The following is a 16,390-nucleotide window of genomic DNA, read 5'->3' on the forward strand; positions in this document are numbered from 1 at the left end:
CAACATAAAGAAGTTAGCCAACAAGCATTATAATGTCAATGATTTTACGTACATTTGTCTGACATTCTATTAAACTCGCATACGTATGAAATATTTTGAAGTGACCTTTACCGCACAGCCGTGCAATGAAACTATCACAGATGTATTATCGGGACTGACAGCCGACATCGGTTTTGAAAGTTTCGTGGAATGTGAAAACGGCATGAAGGCCTACATCCAGCAGAGCCAGTTTGACGAAGCTGCACTCCAGCAAGTGGTAGAAGATTTTCCGATACCCGGCGCAAGCATCAGTTATTCCATCACGGAGCCGGAAGACAAGAACTGGAACGAGGAATGGGAGAGGAATTTCTTCCAGCCCATCGTCATCGATAACCGCTGCGTGATTCACAGTACCTTCCACAAGGATTACCCGAAGACCGAATACGACATCGTCATCAATCCGCAGATGGCTTTCGGTACCGGACACCATGAAACCACCAGCTCTATCTTAGGAGAACTGCTGGAAGCTGACCTGAAAGGCAAATCGGTGCTCGACATGGGATGCGGCACATCTATCCTGGCCATTCTGGCCAGCATGAGAGGAGCCGGTAAGGTGACTGCCATCGACATTGACGACTGGTGTGTGAACAACTCGCGCGACAACATTGCCCTGAACGGCATTTCCAATATCACCGTAGAACTGGGAGATGCTTCCCTGCTGAACGGACGGGAACCTTTTGATGTGGTGATAGCCAATATCAACCGTAACATTCTGTTGCAGGATATGCCGGCCTATGCGGCTTGCATGAAGAAAGGTTCGGAACTGTACATCAGCGGATTCTATACGGAAGACATTCCAGTGCTGCGCGAAAAAGCGGAGAGTCTAGGCATGGAATACGTGCATCACCGCGAAAAGCACAACTGGGCTGCCGTAAAATCTATCATGAAATAAGCAAGCTGTCTAAACAACAGCAAAGGCTGTCAGCGCTTCAATGCCTTGACAGCCTTTTTCATGTCTTCACTCACACGATAAGACTCACCTATTTTCTGAATAGTCTTACGGAAAGTAAAATCGTCCAGATGACAATGGCGCAGAAAAGCCATGGTCTGTTCCGGAAACTTGACAAAACAGAATGAAAGTGCCCAGGCCACAGCCATGCGCACATAATATCCCTCATGACGAATCCCGTCGAGCAGGGAAAGATACTCCTCCAAGTGGGCTTCATCCAAGAAATAACTCATTCCCATCACTACGCCGAAGCGTACCTCATACTCACCCGATGCCTTCATCCATTCTTTCAGGTATTCCCAAAGCCGCGCCTCGTTACGGCGGATAAAAGCTTTTCCTCCTCCAAACTTAAACGTATCGCACACCGACCAGCTATTGATAATCCACACAAAACGTGTCACACGGTGAAGATAGACTTCCACATCCTCGTCGGGGCGGATGCATCCCAACACCATACCTTGCAGCATGCGTTCTTCCATATAGAACCCGTCGGCCGTGTCAAGATAGCTCTCCCAATCAGCTTTGGCAATCCTTGCAGCCAGTTTCCGCAACGCCGGCAAACGAATGCCCAACACATGTTCCACCCCCGGGTGAAGTCCCTCGGTAAACTTGCGGTTCCCATCTTCCGCCAGTATCAGCAGATGTTCTTTGACGGTCAGACCGTCCAGTCGAAACTCTTCCATACCTTATTATATAGCAAGATTTAAAATGTGGAACAAAGATAGGAAAAATTGAAAAATTTCCATCCATTTGTTTGGCGTTTTTCACATTAATGATTACCTTCGCGAGTGAAACAATAAAAAAACAAGAAAAATAACATTATGAATCTTTCTACGGTAAATACATTCTTCTGGTGGCGCCGCTTACAACTCCAAAGGTCGTAAGGGAACTCAGTCGCATGTATATACCTCAATAGTAATAGTATCACAGAAGGGCTGTCGTAACTTTACGACGGCCCTTTTTGTTTTTTCACCCTAATGCAAACAAATACACTCATGAAAACTTATCAAGTAAACCAGGAAGGATTTTATGGAGATTTTGGTGGAGTCTACATACCGGAAATTCTCCATCGCTGTGTGGAAGAATTACGCAATGCCTACCGCAAGGTGCTGGCAGATGAAGGATTCCAGAAAGAATATAATGTGTTGCTCAAGGACTACGTAGGACGTCCTTCACCACTTTATCTTGCCCAACGCTTGTCGGAAAAATACGGATGCAAAATTTACCTGAAACGGGAGGACCTGAACCATACGGGAGCGCACAAAATCAACAACGCCATCGGCCAGGTGCTTCTGGCCCGAAGAATAGGCAAGAAACGCATCATCGCCGAAACAGGAGCCGGACAGCACGGAGTAGCCACGGCTACGGTATGTGCCCTGATGGGAATGGAATGTGTGGTCTACATGGGAAAGACCGACGTGGAACGGCAGCGGGTAAACGTGGAACGCATGCAGATGCTGGGAGCCAGAGTGGAAGCCGTGACTTCGGGTAACATGACCCTGAAGGATGCTACCAACGAAGCCATACGCGACTGGTGCTGCCATCTGGCGGACACATACTATGTGATTGGTTCCACAGTGGGACCTCATCCCTACCCCGACATGGTAGCCCGCTTGCAGTCGGTCATCAGCGAGGAAATCAAAAAGCAACTGATGGAACACGAAGGACGTGACTATCCGGACTACCTGATGGCCTGTGTGGGAGGAGGAAGCAATGCTGCCGGAACCATCTATCACTACCTGGACGATGAACGGGTGAAAATTATCTTAGCGGAAGCCGGAGGAAAGGGAGTGGAAACGGGATTGTCGGCTGCTACCATCCAGCTGGGCCGGCTGGGCATCATTCATGGTTCCAAAACCCTGGTCATGCAGGATGAGGACGGACAGATTCTGGAACCGTATTCCGTTTCGGCCGGACTGGATTACCCCGGCATCGGTCCCATGCATGCCAACTTAGCCGCACAGAAAAGAGCCACCGTGCTGGCAGTCAATGACGATGAAGCCCTGCGGGCTGCCTTCGAACTGACACGGCTGGAAGGCATCATTCCGGCACTGGAGTCGGCCCATGCCTTAGGAGCACTGGAGAAAGTGAAGTTCCAGCCTTCGGATATCGTGGTGCTGACCGTATCGGGAAGAGGTGACAAAGACATTGATACTTATCTGAAATACAAAAACAACCCTGAAATTTTTTAAACGAGAAAAAACATGAAGACATTTGCTTATACCACCCACTACAAGACACTGCCCGGCGACTTGCATACGCCTGTGAGCACGTACCTGAAGGTGCGCGACCTGTTTCCGCAAAGTATTCTGCTGGAAAGTTCCGATTACCACGGAGTGGAAAACAACCGCTCTTTTATCGGACTGAACCCCATTGCCAGTTTCTCCGTAAACCACGGAATCGTGACCATGGTCTTTCCAGACAAAAGCCGTGAAGAACGTCCGCTCACCCCCGAGTTCCAGGTGGAAGATGCTTTCCAGTATTTCCTGAGACAGTTTCAGGTGGAAGGAGAATATGCCCGCTACGGAGGAGTGTACGGCTATACCACGTTCAATGCCGTCCGCTACTTCGAACAGATTCCGGTGAAAGACAGCAGCGACCCGAAGAACGATGCGCCGGAGATTCTCTACATTCTCTACAAGTACCTGATTGTGTTCAACGACTTCCAGAGCGAGATGGTGCTGGTGGAGCTGCAGGGCAACGACGAGCCGAGTCACATTGACGAAGTGGAGAAAGCGGTACTGAACCGAAACTACACCACCTACGCCTTTCGGGCGACGGGCGACACCACCAGTACGCTGACCGACGAGGAACACAAGGCCAATATCCGCAAGGGCATTGCCCACTGCAAGAGAGGCGACGTATTTCAGATTGTGCTTTCCCGCCGTTTCATCCAGCGCTATGAGGGCGATGATTTCACCCTCTACCGGGCATTGAGAAGCATCAATCCTTCACCCTACCTGTTTTATTTTGATTTCGGCGGTTTCCGGATTTTCGGTTCCTCTCCCGAAACGCATTGCAAGATTGAAGCGGGAAAGGCCACCATCGACCCCATTGCCGGCACCACCCGCAGAAGCGGAGACAAAAAGACGGATGCCGCACTGACCGAAGCCCTGCTGGCCGACCCGAAGGAGAATGCCGAACACGTGATGTTGGTAGACCTGGCACGGAATGACTTGAGCCGGAATTGCCACGACACGCACGTGGAATTCTACAAACAGTCGCAATACTACAGCCATGTAATTCACCTGGTGAGCAGGGTAAGCGGCACACTGGACAAGGAAGCCGACCCGATTAAAACATTCATCGATACTTTTCCGGCCGGCACACTCAGTGGGGCTCCCAAGGTAAAGGCCATGCAGCTCATCAGTGAAATAGAGCCGCACAACCGAGGGGCTTACGGAGGTTGCATCGGCTTCATCGGGCTGAACGGCGATTTGAACCAGGCCATCACCATCCGCACCTTCGTGAGCCGTAACAACGAACTCTGGTTCCAAGCCGGAGGGGGCATCGTAGCCAAAAGTGACGAGAACAATGAACTACAAGAAGTAAACAACAAGTTGGGAGCATTGAAAAAAGCCATTCTCCTGGCCGAAAAATATAACACACCATGAAAATTGTCATCATCGATAACTACGACTCATTTGTGTACAACCTGAGTCATGCGATAAAAGAGTTAGGAGCAGAAGTCACCGTGAAACGCAACGACCAGTTCCGGCTGGAGGAGCTGGAGGAATTCGACAAAATTCTGCTGTCGCCCGGTCCCGGTGTTCCGGAAGAAGCCGGCCTGCTGCTGGATGTCATACGTACGTATGCCGGAAAGAAACCGATATTGGGAGTCTGTCTGGGCGAGCAGGCCATCGGCGAAGTGTACGGAGGAAAGCTGACCAACCTGGATGAAGTGTTCCACGGCATACAGAGTCCTGTCACCCTGACTGCGACGGACTATCTGTTCGAAGGACTTCCCTCCACCGTACAGGTAGGAAGGTATCATTCCTGGGTAGTCGATCGGAAAGATTTCCCGGAGTGTCTGGAGGTGACCGCCGTAAGTGAAGAAGGATACGTCATGGCACTCCGTCACCGCACACTCGATGTGCGAGGCGTACAGTTTCATCCGGAATCCGTTCTCACCCCCGAAGGAAAACAGATGCTGGGCAACTGGATACACCATCAATAAAGAAAACCCTATTTTCTCACTCATAAAACTTAGATACACAATATGAAACAAATACTGAAACGGATATTCCACCACGAAGAGCTGACACGCGAAGAAGCCTGCATGCTGATGCAGAGAATGACCGGCGGCGAGATGAATGAAGCACAGACAGCCGCCCTACTGGCTGCCTTCCAGATGCGCGGGGTCAAGGTGGACGAACTGGTCGGCTTCCGCGATGCGCTGCTTCAGGCTTGCGTGCCCGTCGACTTGCATGAATTTCATCCCATTGACATCGTGGGTACCGGAGGAGACGGGAAAAACACCTTCAACATCTCCACATGTGCCTGCTTTGTCGTGGCCGGAGCCGGTTACCGGGTAGCCAAGCACGGAAACTACGGAGCCACTTCAGTAAGCGGAGCCAGCAACGTGATGGAACACTACGGCGTAAAATTCACAAACGATGCGGACAAACTGAAACGTTCCATCGAACAATGCGGCATGGCTTACCTGCACGCTCCCCTCTTCCATCCGGCCCTGAAAACCGTGGCTCCCGTGCGGAAGGCATTAGGCGTACGTACCTTATTTAATTTATTAGGCCCGCTGGTCAATCCCTGCCATCCGGCCTGCCAGTTGTTAGGAGTGGCCGACCTCCCGCAGATGCGGCTTTACACCAACACGCTCCAGCAGCTCGGCATCCAGTTTGCCGTGGTCAACAACCTGGACGGATACGATGAAATCTCGCTGACCGACGAATTCAAGGTGATGACCAACCGTTACGAAACCATCTATCGTCCCTCGGAATTAGGTTTTTCCATGGCACGCCAGGAAGAACTTTACGGAGGAAATACCCCGGAAGAGGCAGCCGCCATTTTCGACCGGGTACTGCACAACGAAGGCAGCAAGGCACAAACCGACTGTGTGCTGATCAATGCCTCGTTTGCCATCCAGGCACTGGAGCCTCAAAAGAAAATAGAAGAATGCGTGGCGCTGGCCAAAGAATCGCTCGAAAGCGGAAAAGCCCTGGCCACTCTACGCAAGTTCCTTACCCTTAACCAATAAACGAATGATGACTACTGATATCTTACATACCATTGTGGCTCATAAGCGCACAGAAATTGCCCTTCAGGAAGAAGCCGTATCCCAAGACTTCCTCATTCAGCAGTTGGGCACTCCCCGTCCGTCGAAAAGCCTGAAGCAGGCACTGACTGCATCGCCCTCGGGCATCATTGCGGAATTCAAACGACGCTCTCCGTCGAAAGGAGATATTGCTCCACAGGCAGAACCGACTATCATCGTCCCAGGCTATGAACGTGCAGGTGCCTCCGGTATCTCCGTACTGACCGACCCGAAATTCTTTGGCGGCAACCTGAAAGATTTGCAGGCTGCCCGCCCGCTGATACACCTTCCGGTACTGCGAAAAGATTTTATCGTCAGTCCCTACCAGCTATATCAGGCCAAGCTGGCCGGTGCGGATGTGGTGTTGCTGATTGCGGCCGCCCTGACCGTGGACGAATGTAAAGCCTTGGGAAAATTGGCCCACCAGTTAAAGATGGAGGTCCTGCTGGAAATACACACGGAAAAGGAACTCGACTACCTGCACGAGCATGTAGACCTGATTGGAGTCAACAACCGGAACTTAGGCACATTTCATACGGATGTGGAGAATTCGTTCCGCCTGGCCCGGAAGTTGCCGAAGGAACTGCTGTGGGTATCCGAAAGTGGCATCTCGCAACCCGACACGTTCAGGCAATTGCGTGAAGCCGGTTTCAGGGGATTCCTGATGGGAGAAACTTTCATGAAAACGCCTTCACCGGAAAAGGCTTTGTCGGACTTTCTTCAAGCTCTTGCCTTATGATTGTCAAAGTGTGCGGCATGAGGGAGGCGGAGAACATCCGCCAGGTGGAGCAAACAGGGGCCGACTGGATGGGATTCATCGACTACGAAGGTTCTCCCCGCTATGTACCGGGCGTACCGGAATACCTGCCGGAGACGGTGCAGAAAGTGGGAGTGTTTGTCAATGCTTCCCTCTCGCAAATCCGGGAAAGGGTAGCAACATGGCAATTGGATTACGTTCAACTTCACGGAAAGGAATCGCCAGAGTTTTGCCGGGAAGTGCAACAGACCGGCATACGCGTCATCAAGGCCTTCGCCCTGCGTACGCCTGACAACCTGTTGGCAACGGAAAGCTATGCCGCCTGCTGCGACTATTTTCTGTTCGACACTCCCTGCAACGGATACGGAGGCTCCGGCAAAAGCTTCGACTGGGAAATGCTGACGCACTACCACGGCGAGACGCCTTTCCTGTTAAGCGGAGGACTGAAACCTGAAAGCCTGGATGCATTACTGAAATTCAGCCATTCCAGCTGGGCTGGCATCGACCTGAACAGCGGCTTTGAACAGGCTCCCGGCCTGAAAGATGCGGCTGCCCTCTCTGACTTTATTTACTCTTTCAAACAAAACAAGTACAACCTCTAAAAACTTAGTGATATGAATCGCATTGACCAATTATTCCAGACACATAAAGACCACGTGCTTTCCATTTATTTCTGTGCAGGTACCCCGACCCTGGAAGGTACTGCCGAAGTCATCCGCACCTTAGAGCGGAAAGGAGTACAGATGATTGAAATCGGTATCCCGTTTAGCGACCCGATGGCCGACGGTCCTGTCATTCAGCACGCAGCCACACAGGCCCTGCGCAACGGCATGACGCTCCGCAAGCTCTTCGGCCAGCTGGAGCAAATCCGCACAGATGTCCGCATCCCGCTGGTACTGATGGGCTACCTGAACCCCATCATGCAGTATGGTTTTGAGAATTTCTGCCGGCAATGTCAGGCATGCGGCATCGACGGCGTGATTATTCCCGACCTTCCTTATAAAGACTACTTAGAAAGCTATCGTCCCATTGCACAACAATACGGCATCCACGTGATTATGCTCATCACGCCGGAAACCAGCGAAGAACGCATCCGGCAAATCGATGCGCATACCGACGGATTCATCTATATGGTATCTTCTGCGGCCGTGACGGGAGCACAAAAGGAATTCAATGCACAGAAGCAGGCTTACTTCCAGCGTATCAAGCAAATACAGTTGCGAAACCCACGGATGATCGGGTTCGGAATCTCCAATAAATCCACTTACGAATCGGCAGCGGCATACGCCTCCGGATGCATCATCGGGAGCAAGTTCGTGACCTTGCTCGAAGAAGAAAAAAATGCAGAAAAAGCTATCGACAAACTGTTGGAAATGCTAAAAAACGAAGGATAATTAATCATTCTGCTATTTTTAGCGGCTTATTCTTTCAGTCAAAGCATATTTTTGCTATCTTTGTGCCAAACTAAACGAAGCATCAAATGATAAAACCAGATTATCCTTCCGTATTACTCATCTACACTGGAGGTACAATCGGTATGATTGAAAATCCGGAAACCGGTGCCCTGGAGGCATTTAACTTCGACCAACTTCAGGAGAACGTGCCGGAACTGAAACGGTTCAACTACCGCATTTCCTCTTACCAGTTTAACCCTCCTATCGACTCCTCAGACATGGAGCCGGCCTTGTGGGCCAAACTGGTCAAAATCATCCAATATAACTACGATAACTTCGACGGGTTCGTGATTCTGCACGGCACGGACACCATGGCTTATACCGCTTCCGCACTGAGCTTCATGCTGGAGAACCTGAGCAAACCGGTCATCCTTACCGGAAGTCAGCTGCCCATTGGTGTGCTACGTACAGACGGAAAGGAAAATCTGATTACTTCTATCGAAATAGCCGCTGCAAAACATCCGGACGGAACTGCCGTGGTACCGGAAGTCTGCATTTTCTTCGAGAACCACTTGTTGCGTGGAAACCGTACGACCAAGATTAATGCAGAAAACTTCAACGCGTTCCGTTCCTACAATTATCCGGCACTGGCTACGGCCGGTATCCACATCAAGTACGAATACGACCGTATCCGGAAGGTGGATCCCAACCTGCCCATGCATGCACACTATGTCTTCGATACGAATGTGATTATCCTGACACTTTTCCCGGGTATTCAGGAAAACATCGTGCGCACGGTACTCAACACACCTGGTCTGAAAGCGGTAGTACTCAAGACGTATGGTTCCGGAAATGCGCCCCAGAAGCCCTGGTTCATCCACTTGCTGGCAGAAGCTACGGCAAAGGGAATTGTCATCGTCAACATTTCACAATGCCAGACGGGTATGGTAGAAATGGCACGTTACGAAACCGGTCTGCACCTGCTCGATGCAGGTGTCATCAGCGGATATGATGCCACCGTGGAAAGCGTGCTCACCAAGCTGATGTTCCTGCTCGGCCACGGTCTTACTCCCAAGGAAATACGCAGCGAAATGAACCGTTCCATAGCCGGAGAGTTTACCAAGCCCATGTTGTAACCTAAATGTAACATCTATTTCATAAGGACGAAACAAGAAAGGGTCATCTTTGTAACGAAAACTAAATCACATTGAATTTTGTATTAATTAATAGAAAATACGCATGAACGATTACCGGATTTTAGTTGTAGACGATGAAGAAGACTTGTGCGAGATTCTAAAATTCAATCTCGAAATGGAAGGATACATGGTAGATACTGCCAATTCCGCCGAAGAAGCCTTGAAACTTGAATTGCCACGTTACAACCTGATACTGCTGGACGTGATGATGGGAGAAATTTCCGGATTCAAAATGGCCAGCATGATGAAAAAGAACAAGGATACACAGAACATTCCTATCATTTTCATCACCGCAAAGGATACGGAAAATGATACGCTGACCGGATTCAACCTGGGAGCGGACGACTATATTTCAAAGCCTTTCTCTCTGCGTGAAGTCATCATGAGAGTAAAGGCGGTGTTACGACGCACAGCCGGCGTACAAACCCAGGTGCCCGAACAGCTGATTTATAAAGGACTGTCGGTCAACATTCCGAAGAAGAAAGTAACCATCAACAACGAGGAAATTTCATTAACGAAAAAAGAATTTGAAATACTTCTGCTCCTGTTGCAGAACCAAGGACGCGTATTCTCCCGCGAAGACATTCTGGCGAAAGTATGGCACGATGAAGTGTACGTGCTCGACCGTACGATTGATGTGAATATCACTCGCCTTCGCAAGAAAATCGGTGAATACGGTGCTTGTATCGTAACCCGCCTCGGTTATGGATACTGTTTCGAATGTGAATAAATTACGGTGGCACAATCATGACAAAATTTTCTTATCGCATCCTCCCTTTCAGTCAGAGGCTGTTTCTTTCTGTCATATTCCTTTTCCTGGGATATGCAGTATGCTTTATGCTGTTTCAATACAAACGCGAAAAGGCTTACAAAATAGAATTACTGAACACGCAGCTGCAAAACTATAACAACCAGCTGTGCGACTTTCTGGCCGATCATCATGGGGTCAACTCTGACTCCATGCAGAGCTATGTGACGACTCACATGATGCCCAACCTGCGGGTTACGCTTATTGAGCCGTCAGGGAAAGTAGTGTACGACAATACAAATGCCAACTGGAAAAGCTTTGCCAACCACTCTTCCCGCAAGGAAGTGCAAGACGCACTCATGTACGGAAGCGGCTATTCCATCAGCCGCCCGTCGGAAAGCATTCAGGGAGAGGAATATTTTTATTCCGCACGCTATTATCCTCCCTACCGCATCATCATACGGTCTGCCCTTCCCTACAACCTGAGTCTGGCAGAACACTTGCAAGCTGACTCCGGCTACTTATGGTTTGCGCTGATTATCTGTCTGGTACTGATTTTCATCTTCTACCGTTTTACTAGGAAGCTGGGCAAGTCCATCACCAAACTGCAACAGTTTGCCATGAAGGCCGACCGGAACGAACCGATTGACATGGACATCCTGCAAACTTTCCCAAAGAACGAACTGGGAGAGATTTCACAACACATCATTAAGATATACAAACGCCTGCACCGGGCGAAAGAAGCTCTCTACATTGAGCGTGAGAAACTGATTTCGCACCTTCAAACCTCACACGAGGGATTGGGTGTCTTTACCAAAGAACGGCAGGAAATCCTGGTCAACAACCTGTTTACGCAATACATCAACAACATATCCGACCGCAACCTGCGTTCTACCAATGAAATTTTCGACATTCCGGAACTACAACCCATCATTGAGTTCTTAAACCGGAACGAGGGTAATTTCAGTAAAGAGGAAAAGCGGTATGCCATGCACCTCAACAAGAACGCTCGCTCGTTTACCGTGGAATGCATTATCTTTCAGGATATGTCGTTCGAAATATCCATCAACGATATTACTCAGGAAGAAGAGCAGGCCCGCCTGAAACGCCAGCTGACACAGAACATCGCTCATGAGCTGAAAACGCCCGTCAGCAGTATTCAGGGATACCTGGAAACCATTATCAGCAACCCGAACATTCCGCAAGAAAATGTCCGTGTCTTCCTGGAAAGAAGCTATGCCCAGAGCAACCGTCTGACCTTCCTGCTACGCGACATCTCTGTGCTGACCCGAATGGACGAGGCACCGGAACTGGTAGAGAAAGAGCAGGTAAACCTGAGCAAGATTGTAGAAAACATTTTGAACGAGGTAGCACTCGGTCTGGAAGAAAAGCATATTACTGTGGTGAACAAACTCCCGTCGGAAGTCATACTGACAGGAAGCAGTTCACTTCTCTACTCTATCTTCCGCAACCTGACCGACAATGCCATAGCCTATGCGGGTAATGACATACAAATCACCATCAACTGCTTCCGCGAGGATGAGAAATTCTACTATTTCAGTTTCTCTGATACCGGCGTGGGAGTACCCGAAGAGCACCTTAACCGCCTGTTCGAACGCTTCTATCGGGTAGACAAGGGACGCTCACGGAAATTAGGAGGTACAGGTTTGGGACTGGCCATCGTGAAGAACGCCGTATTGTTCCATGGCGGAACCATCTTCGCCAAGAACATGCCGAAGGGAGGACTGGAATTTGTCTTCACACTGAAAAAGGATATACAAGGATAAAACAATTCCAGGCAAGACATTCTGTAATTAAAACTGCTACAATTTCCCCTGGTTCCAGTACTTCCTTGGCAGTACTGAGATTCTGACTTTTCCTGATATAACTAGACGTTTTTTCTTTTTATAAACTGGAACAGTAGACACTTTGCGTATTACAGCTAAGCGTTCCGGACACGCAAGAACCGGGAGCTGTTGTTTGGCAAACTGGATGCCCTTCGATGAGGCGTTCGTTTTTTTAAGGTCAATAGAGAGTTTTCCTGATTTAACCTGACTATTTTTCAATTAATAAACTGAGGTTACAAAGATTTTAAAAGAGACTCTATTGTTTTATCTGCCATTAAAAAGAATATAAATGAGGGTCTCAAAATAGAAACACCAGTAAACTTATAGATTACAATGCTCGACTATTATTCATGGGTTGAGCATTTTTTATATCTCAGCCTTATCATAATGGTAAATTCATACTATAAATACCAAATCCAAAATTAGCAGTAACTCCCCATTGTACTACTAAAAGTTTATCTTACCTCTTTAAATGGAGGGTTATATACGTAATCTTTGTAAGCCATAATTTAACTATATTACATTGCATATCAAAGTTTTTTATTATCTTTGCAAACGGATGGAGCATATCTCTATCCAAGACATATTAGAAAATGAAAGAAGCGTTATGCTTATCTTGTAAGTTAGGAACCTGAGAAATTTCAAACGTAGTACAAGGAAGGCATAGTGGTTCTCACGCTATAGCGTGGGCTGCTATTCTCATATCTGTACTACGGGTTTTCTCAGGACCTCTAACTTAAGATGTGGCATTGCAGTTCCACGCTTCGTAGTTTTACGAAATCCTCATAGGAGCTGTAGAGGAAAAAGAGAACCTATGAAAAAACAATCTTCTTCAATTAAAAAAGGCATAATATGTTGCCTAAGTTTATTCTGTAGCCTCAGTATCCAAGCTCAAAAACTCGGAGATTACATTGAAATCGACAGTGTTCCCGCCTTTATCTTTTATATAGACAACACAGGAAAACATGGTCTAGCGATGTCTATGCCTGCTGTATATTCTGATATGCTAAAGAAAATAGACAAATATGTAAAAAAGGGATTAATAGACAAAAGACAGGCTGAACTATCAAAGAAAGGCAATGTGATAGATATAAAAAACTATGAAGAATCAGGGATGCTCAATCCTAAGAACAAACAAAAACTTTTTGAGAACCTTATTCCAAAACTAACAGAAAAAGGAGAAGAAAACGCAGCCATCATTGAAGCCTACTGCAAAGAACAGAATATTTTAATGCAAGAACATTTTCCTTGGGAATACTGGGCCTCACAATTAGGGCAAGGCTGGTTTATCCCGGGAGATTACGAACTCACTCTATTTGCCCAATTCTATTCTGGAGGAATTGGTAAAGATTACCACATGGGGATTTCTTTTTTAACAAAAAGAGGAAAAGAACTTTCTAACAATACCAGAGTGCAAGATGCACTCACCTCCATCACATCAAAAGGAGGATTAATATCATCCACAGCAAAATATGCCGATTGTGGTTTTAGAACATTACATAGGATTCAAAAAACGATGCCCAAACTGACATATTGGTTTGAATTATTAGACAACCTAAATGGAGCTTATAAAGAATTGAACGTCCAGACATGTGCCATACATAAGTTTTAAATTAAACAATAACTAAAAGTTGTGCCCGACACGAAATAGGGTAAACAAAAATGAAAACGATATTCTCTATGAAAAAGACTTACACTACTTTTTTATTTTTTCTTTTAGGAGTATTTTCAACCTCTATCTTTGCACAAAGCACTGTATATTTCTTTATAAAATCTACAGGAAATTTGACTACAACAATAAAACAAAACGGGAAGGATATCTTTGACATGACAGGACCTATAAAGAAGACCATCAAACCTTCAGGAAATATGCAGCTTCCTTTTAATCAATACGCTCCATGTTATAGAAAGTGTATTTTTAAAAACGAAGGAAAAATACTTTTCTCAGCAGAATGTAAACACATCAACGCTGTCAATGGGAAAATATCAACCATGGCAGGAGAAATACAGCTGAATTTAACAAGCGGGTCTACATATTATGTATCCATAACCAATAAAGGATTAAATGATATGCAGTTAAAGAATCTAACAGAAAAAGAAGCCGAAAAATTACTGAAAAATAAAAAATACGTAGCTCTCCCTGAATATATAGAACAATAAATACCTGCAATTATGGAAAAGAAATCATATATTTTATTATTCTTTTCTTTCTTCCTGCTAATAAGCAACGCACAAGAAAAATCCATTAATCATATCTTCTCAAAGACATTAGAAGTAGTAAATGAAAAGAACAAAAAAGAAAGTTTCAAAGGACAAATCCTAAAAGGCAAACGAAACGGAATGGGAGTTCTTTTACAACGTAATGGAGCACTCTATATAGGAGATTTTTACAGAGATATGATATCAGGTTACGGCATGTTTATTGCTTCGGAAGATAGTTATGTAGATAATTGTGATAGCTGTACTGTGTATATCGGCAACTGGAAGAATGGAGTAAAATCCGGCTTCGGAATTTGTTATGCCAATAATGGAGATATTATTTACCAAGGACAATTCGAGAAAGACAAACCTATCTCACAGTATCCATCCAATAATATAGACCTACAAAAATATTTTTCTTATTTTGATTTTGGTAATGGAGAATATTTCTTAGGAGAAATGGAAAAAGAAACTGCTAACGGCTACGGTATAATGGTATATGACAATGGAGACTTATGCATCGGCAATTTTAAAGAAGGAAAAAGAAATGGAATCGGGCTGTACCTTCTATATAATGGAGAATGGGAAACGATTAATTTTGAAGGTGACAACTACAATATTGTCAGCTCATCCATTAACTACCGGAACATTGACGCTAATAGAAAAGCTAATATCAAGAGCTCACTATCTGAAGCATTCGGATATTTTGCACAGGCAGCAAACCAAACAGTCCAAATTGCAAGTGAAGTTCAGTCCATAAAAAAAGGAGAAAAGCCTTTTTCCAATACAAGCTCAAATGTCAATATATCCGAAAATACAAATCTATCCGATGATAATATTTCCAAAGAAAAGAAATCCTCTACAGTCCCTTATTCTATATCCGCAAATCAAAACAAAAATACTGACAGCAGGACATATGCGAATTATGATGGAATGCTGAGCAAAATGCGTTATGGAAATATGGAGTATGACGATGCCAAACGAAAAGAATATCAATCCAAGATGAGAGCATTAAGAGAAAAATGGGAGAAACGAGGAGAAAGATTCCAGCATTCAGAAAATGAAGACTGGCTCGGCAAATAAACTATAAACTTACTCAATCATATTAAACTCTAAATTAAAACAGGTCATGAAAAAATTACATTTTAAACTATTTAAAAGATTATCTTGTATTGTTGTTTTTACAACATTATTTTTCTCTCATGTACAAGCCAAAGGTATCAATGATGCAATCCAACTTCCAGATTTCAAGAGTGGAAAAACTATCTGGGTCATCCGAGCAGGCGTAGGATTTAACGGTTTTACCGGATCAAGCATAGAAACGACCAAACTACAATGGGAAAATAACGATTGGAATGGCAGTTTTGGGAAAGCCACAGGATATGAATTCACATTAGGGTTTAACAAATCCTTTGGTAATCATCCACTATATTGGGGGATGGAGCTTGGCATGGCATCAAGAGGATATACATCATCTTCTTCATGGGAAAAAAGTGGAAGTTCAGCTATTAGTGGGGGAACCGACTATCATGGTAAATTCCAAGATGAATCAATGCTATGCCATACAGTAAAGTTTTCTCCATTCACTATTGGTTATCGATACACATTCCTTGAAAAGATGGCTGCAGACATACATCTTGGAGCCTATGCCAGCTATGATATCGCAGGAAAATACAAAAGAGATTATACAGACCATATCATTTCAACATCCAAATATGGCAATAGAAATGATAAGACCACAAGCTCCACAGAAACCAAGATAAAAGATTATGACAATATGAAACGATATGACGCGGGTATTAATCTGGGAATAGGCTATTGGTTTGGTAAATTTAATATAGACTTTACATGGCAAAGAGGATTTATCGCCATATTTGAAGGGGGAAATGAATTAGTAAAAATAGGAAAAGAATCACGCAAACGTGGAAACCTGTTCACAAACAATTTCCAACTCAAGTTGGGCTATGCATTCTAATATAACAACCATCA

The 16,390-nt window shown here is 45.9% G+C and carries 16 protein-coding genes; 15 read left to right on the forward strand and 1 reads right to left on the reverse strand.

The window, feature by feature from the left end:
- Positions 1-85: 85 nt before the first annotated feature.
- On the forward strand, positions 86-931 hold the full coding sequence (prmA, locus tag WKT20_RS05750; protein WP_340417015.1) for a 50S ribosomal protein L11 methyltransferase: 846 nt from the start codon (positions 86-88) through the stop codon (positions 929-931).
- A 29-nt stretch (positions 932-960) separates the two neighbouring features.
- Here prmA and WKT20_RS05755 read toward each other — a convergent pair whose 3' ends face one another.
- The gene (locus tag WKT20_RS05755) at positions 961-1,671 is read right to left on the reverse strand and encodes a DNA alkylation repair protein (RefSeq protein ID WP_340417016.1); all 711 of its coding nucleotides are present in this window, start codon (positions 1,669-1,671) and stop codon (positions 961-963) included.
- A gap of 312 nt (positions 1,672-1,983) precedes the next feature.
- On the opposite strand from WKT20_RS05755, the gene trpB reads away from it, so the two are divergent.
- The 14 genes from trpB (at position 1,984) to WKT20_RS05825 (ending at position 16,376) form a co-directional block, all read left to right on the forward strand.
- A complete protein-coding gene (trpB, locus tag WKT20_RS05760; protein WP_340417017.1) occupies positions 1,984-3,180 on the forward strand; it encodes a tryptophan synthase subunit beta in 1,197 nt (398 codons plus the stop codon).
- Positions 3,181-3,192: 12 nt separating this feature from the next.
- Complete coding sequence (locus WKT20_RS05765; protein ID WP_340417018.1) at positions 3,193-4,602, forward strand: anthranilate synthase component I family protein; 1,410 nt, start codon at positions 3,193-3,195, stop codon at positions 4,600-4,602.
- Entirely contained in the window at positions 4,599-5,165 is a 567-nt protein-coding gene (locus tag WKT20_RS05770) for an anthranilate synthase component II (RefSeq protein WP_117700833.1), read from the forward strand. The genes WKT20_RS05765 and WKT20_RS05770 overlap by 4 nt, the downstream gene beginning before the upstream one ends.
- 42 nt (positions 5,166-5,207) lie before the next feature.
- The gene (gene trpD / locus WKT20_RS05775) at positions 5,208-6,203 is read left to right on the forward strand and encodes an anthranilate phosphoribosyltransferase (RefSeq protein ID WP_340417019.1); all 996 of its coding nucleotides are present in this window, start codon (positions 5,208-5,210) and stop codon (positions 6,201-6,203) included.
- A gap of 7 nt (positions 6,204-6,210) precedes the next feature.
- Positions 6,211-6,999, forward strand: coding sequence for an indole-3-glycerol phosphate synthase TrpC (gene trpC / locus WKT20_RS05780; RefSeq protein ID WP_340417034.1), 789 nt, complete (start codon positions 6,211-6,213; stop codon positions 6,997-6,999).
- Entirely contained in the window at positions 6,996-7,619 is a 624-nt protein-coding gene (locus WKT20_RS05785) for a phosphoribosylanthranilate isomerase (RefSeq protein WP_340417020.1), read from the forward strand. The genes trpC and WKT20_RS05785 overlap by 4 nt, the downstream gene beginning before the upstream one ends.
- Before the next feature lie 12 nt (positions 7,620-7,631).
- Positions 7,632-8,411 (forward strand): tryptophan synthase subunit alpha, encoded by a 780-nt coding sequence (gene trpA / locus WKT20_RS05790; RefSeq protein WP_340417021.1) that lies wholly within the window; start codon positions 7,632-7,634, stop codon positions 8,409-8,411.
- An 86-nt stretch (positions 8,412-8,497) separates the two neighbouring features.
- Entirely contained in the window at positions 8,498-9,547 is a 1,050-nt protein-coding gene (locus tag WKT20_RS05795; protein WP_117673594.1) for an asparaginase, read from the forward strand.
- A gap of 103 nt (positions 9,548-9,650) precedes the next feature.
- Positions 9,651-10,337 carry a response regulator transcription factor gene (locus WKT20_RS05800; protein ID WP_007563688.1) on the forward strand — a complete coding sequence of 229 codons (687 nt, stop codon included), beginning with the start codon at positions 9,651-9,653 and terminating at the stop codon, positions 10,335-10,337.
- 17 nt (positions 10,338-10,354) lie between these two features.
- Positions 10,355-12,142 (forward strand): sensor histidine kinase, encoded by a 1,788-nt coding sequence (locus tag WKT20_RS05805; protein ID WP_118337904.1) that lies wholly within the window; start codon positions 10,355-10,357, stop codon positions 12,140-12,142.
- Between the two features lie 874 nt (positions 12,143-13,016).
- Positions 13,017-13,814, forward strand: a complete 798-nt coding sequence (locus WKT20_RS05810; protein ID WP_340417022.1) for a hypothetical protein — start codon at positions 13,017-13,019, stop codon at positions 13,812-13,814.
- 68 nt (positions 13,815-13,882) lie between these two features.
- Positions 13,883-14,362 (forward strand): hypothetical protein, encoded by a 480-nt coding sequence (locus WKT20_RS05815; RefSeq protein ID WP_147330767.1) that lies wholly within the window; start codon positions 13,883-13,885, stop codon positions 14,360-14,362.
- Between the two features lie 12 nt (positions 14,363-14,374).
- Positions 14,375-15,484: a hypothetical protein gene (locus WKT20_RS05820; protein ID WP_117673600.1), complete on the forward strand. Its 1,110-nt coding sequence runs from the start codon at positions 14,375-14,377 to the stop codon at positions 15,482-15,484.
- A 46-nt stretch (positions 15,485-15,530) separates the two neighbouring features.
- Positions 15,531-16,376, forward strand: a complete 846-nt coding sequence (locus tag WKT20_RS05825) for an outer membrane beta-barrel protein (protein ID WP_118338182.1) — start codon at positions 15,531-15,533, stop codon at positions 16,374-16,376.
- Positions 16,377-16,390 lie beyond the last annotated feature (14 nt).

Origin of the sequence: Phocaeicola sp. ICN-14070, assembly GCF_037892625.1 — a bacterium.
GTDB lineage: Bacteria > Bacteroidota > Bacteroidia > Bacteroidales > Bacteroidaceae > Phocaeicola > Phocaeicola plebeius.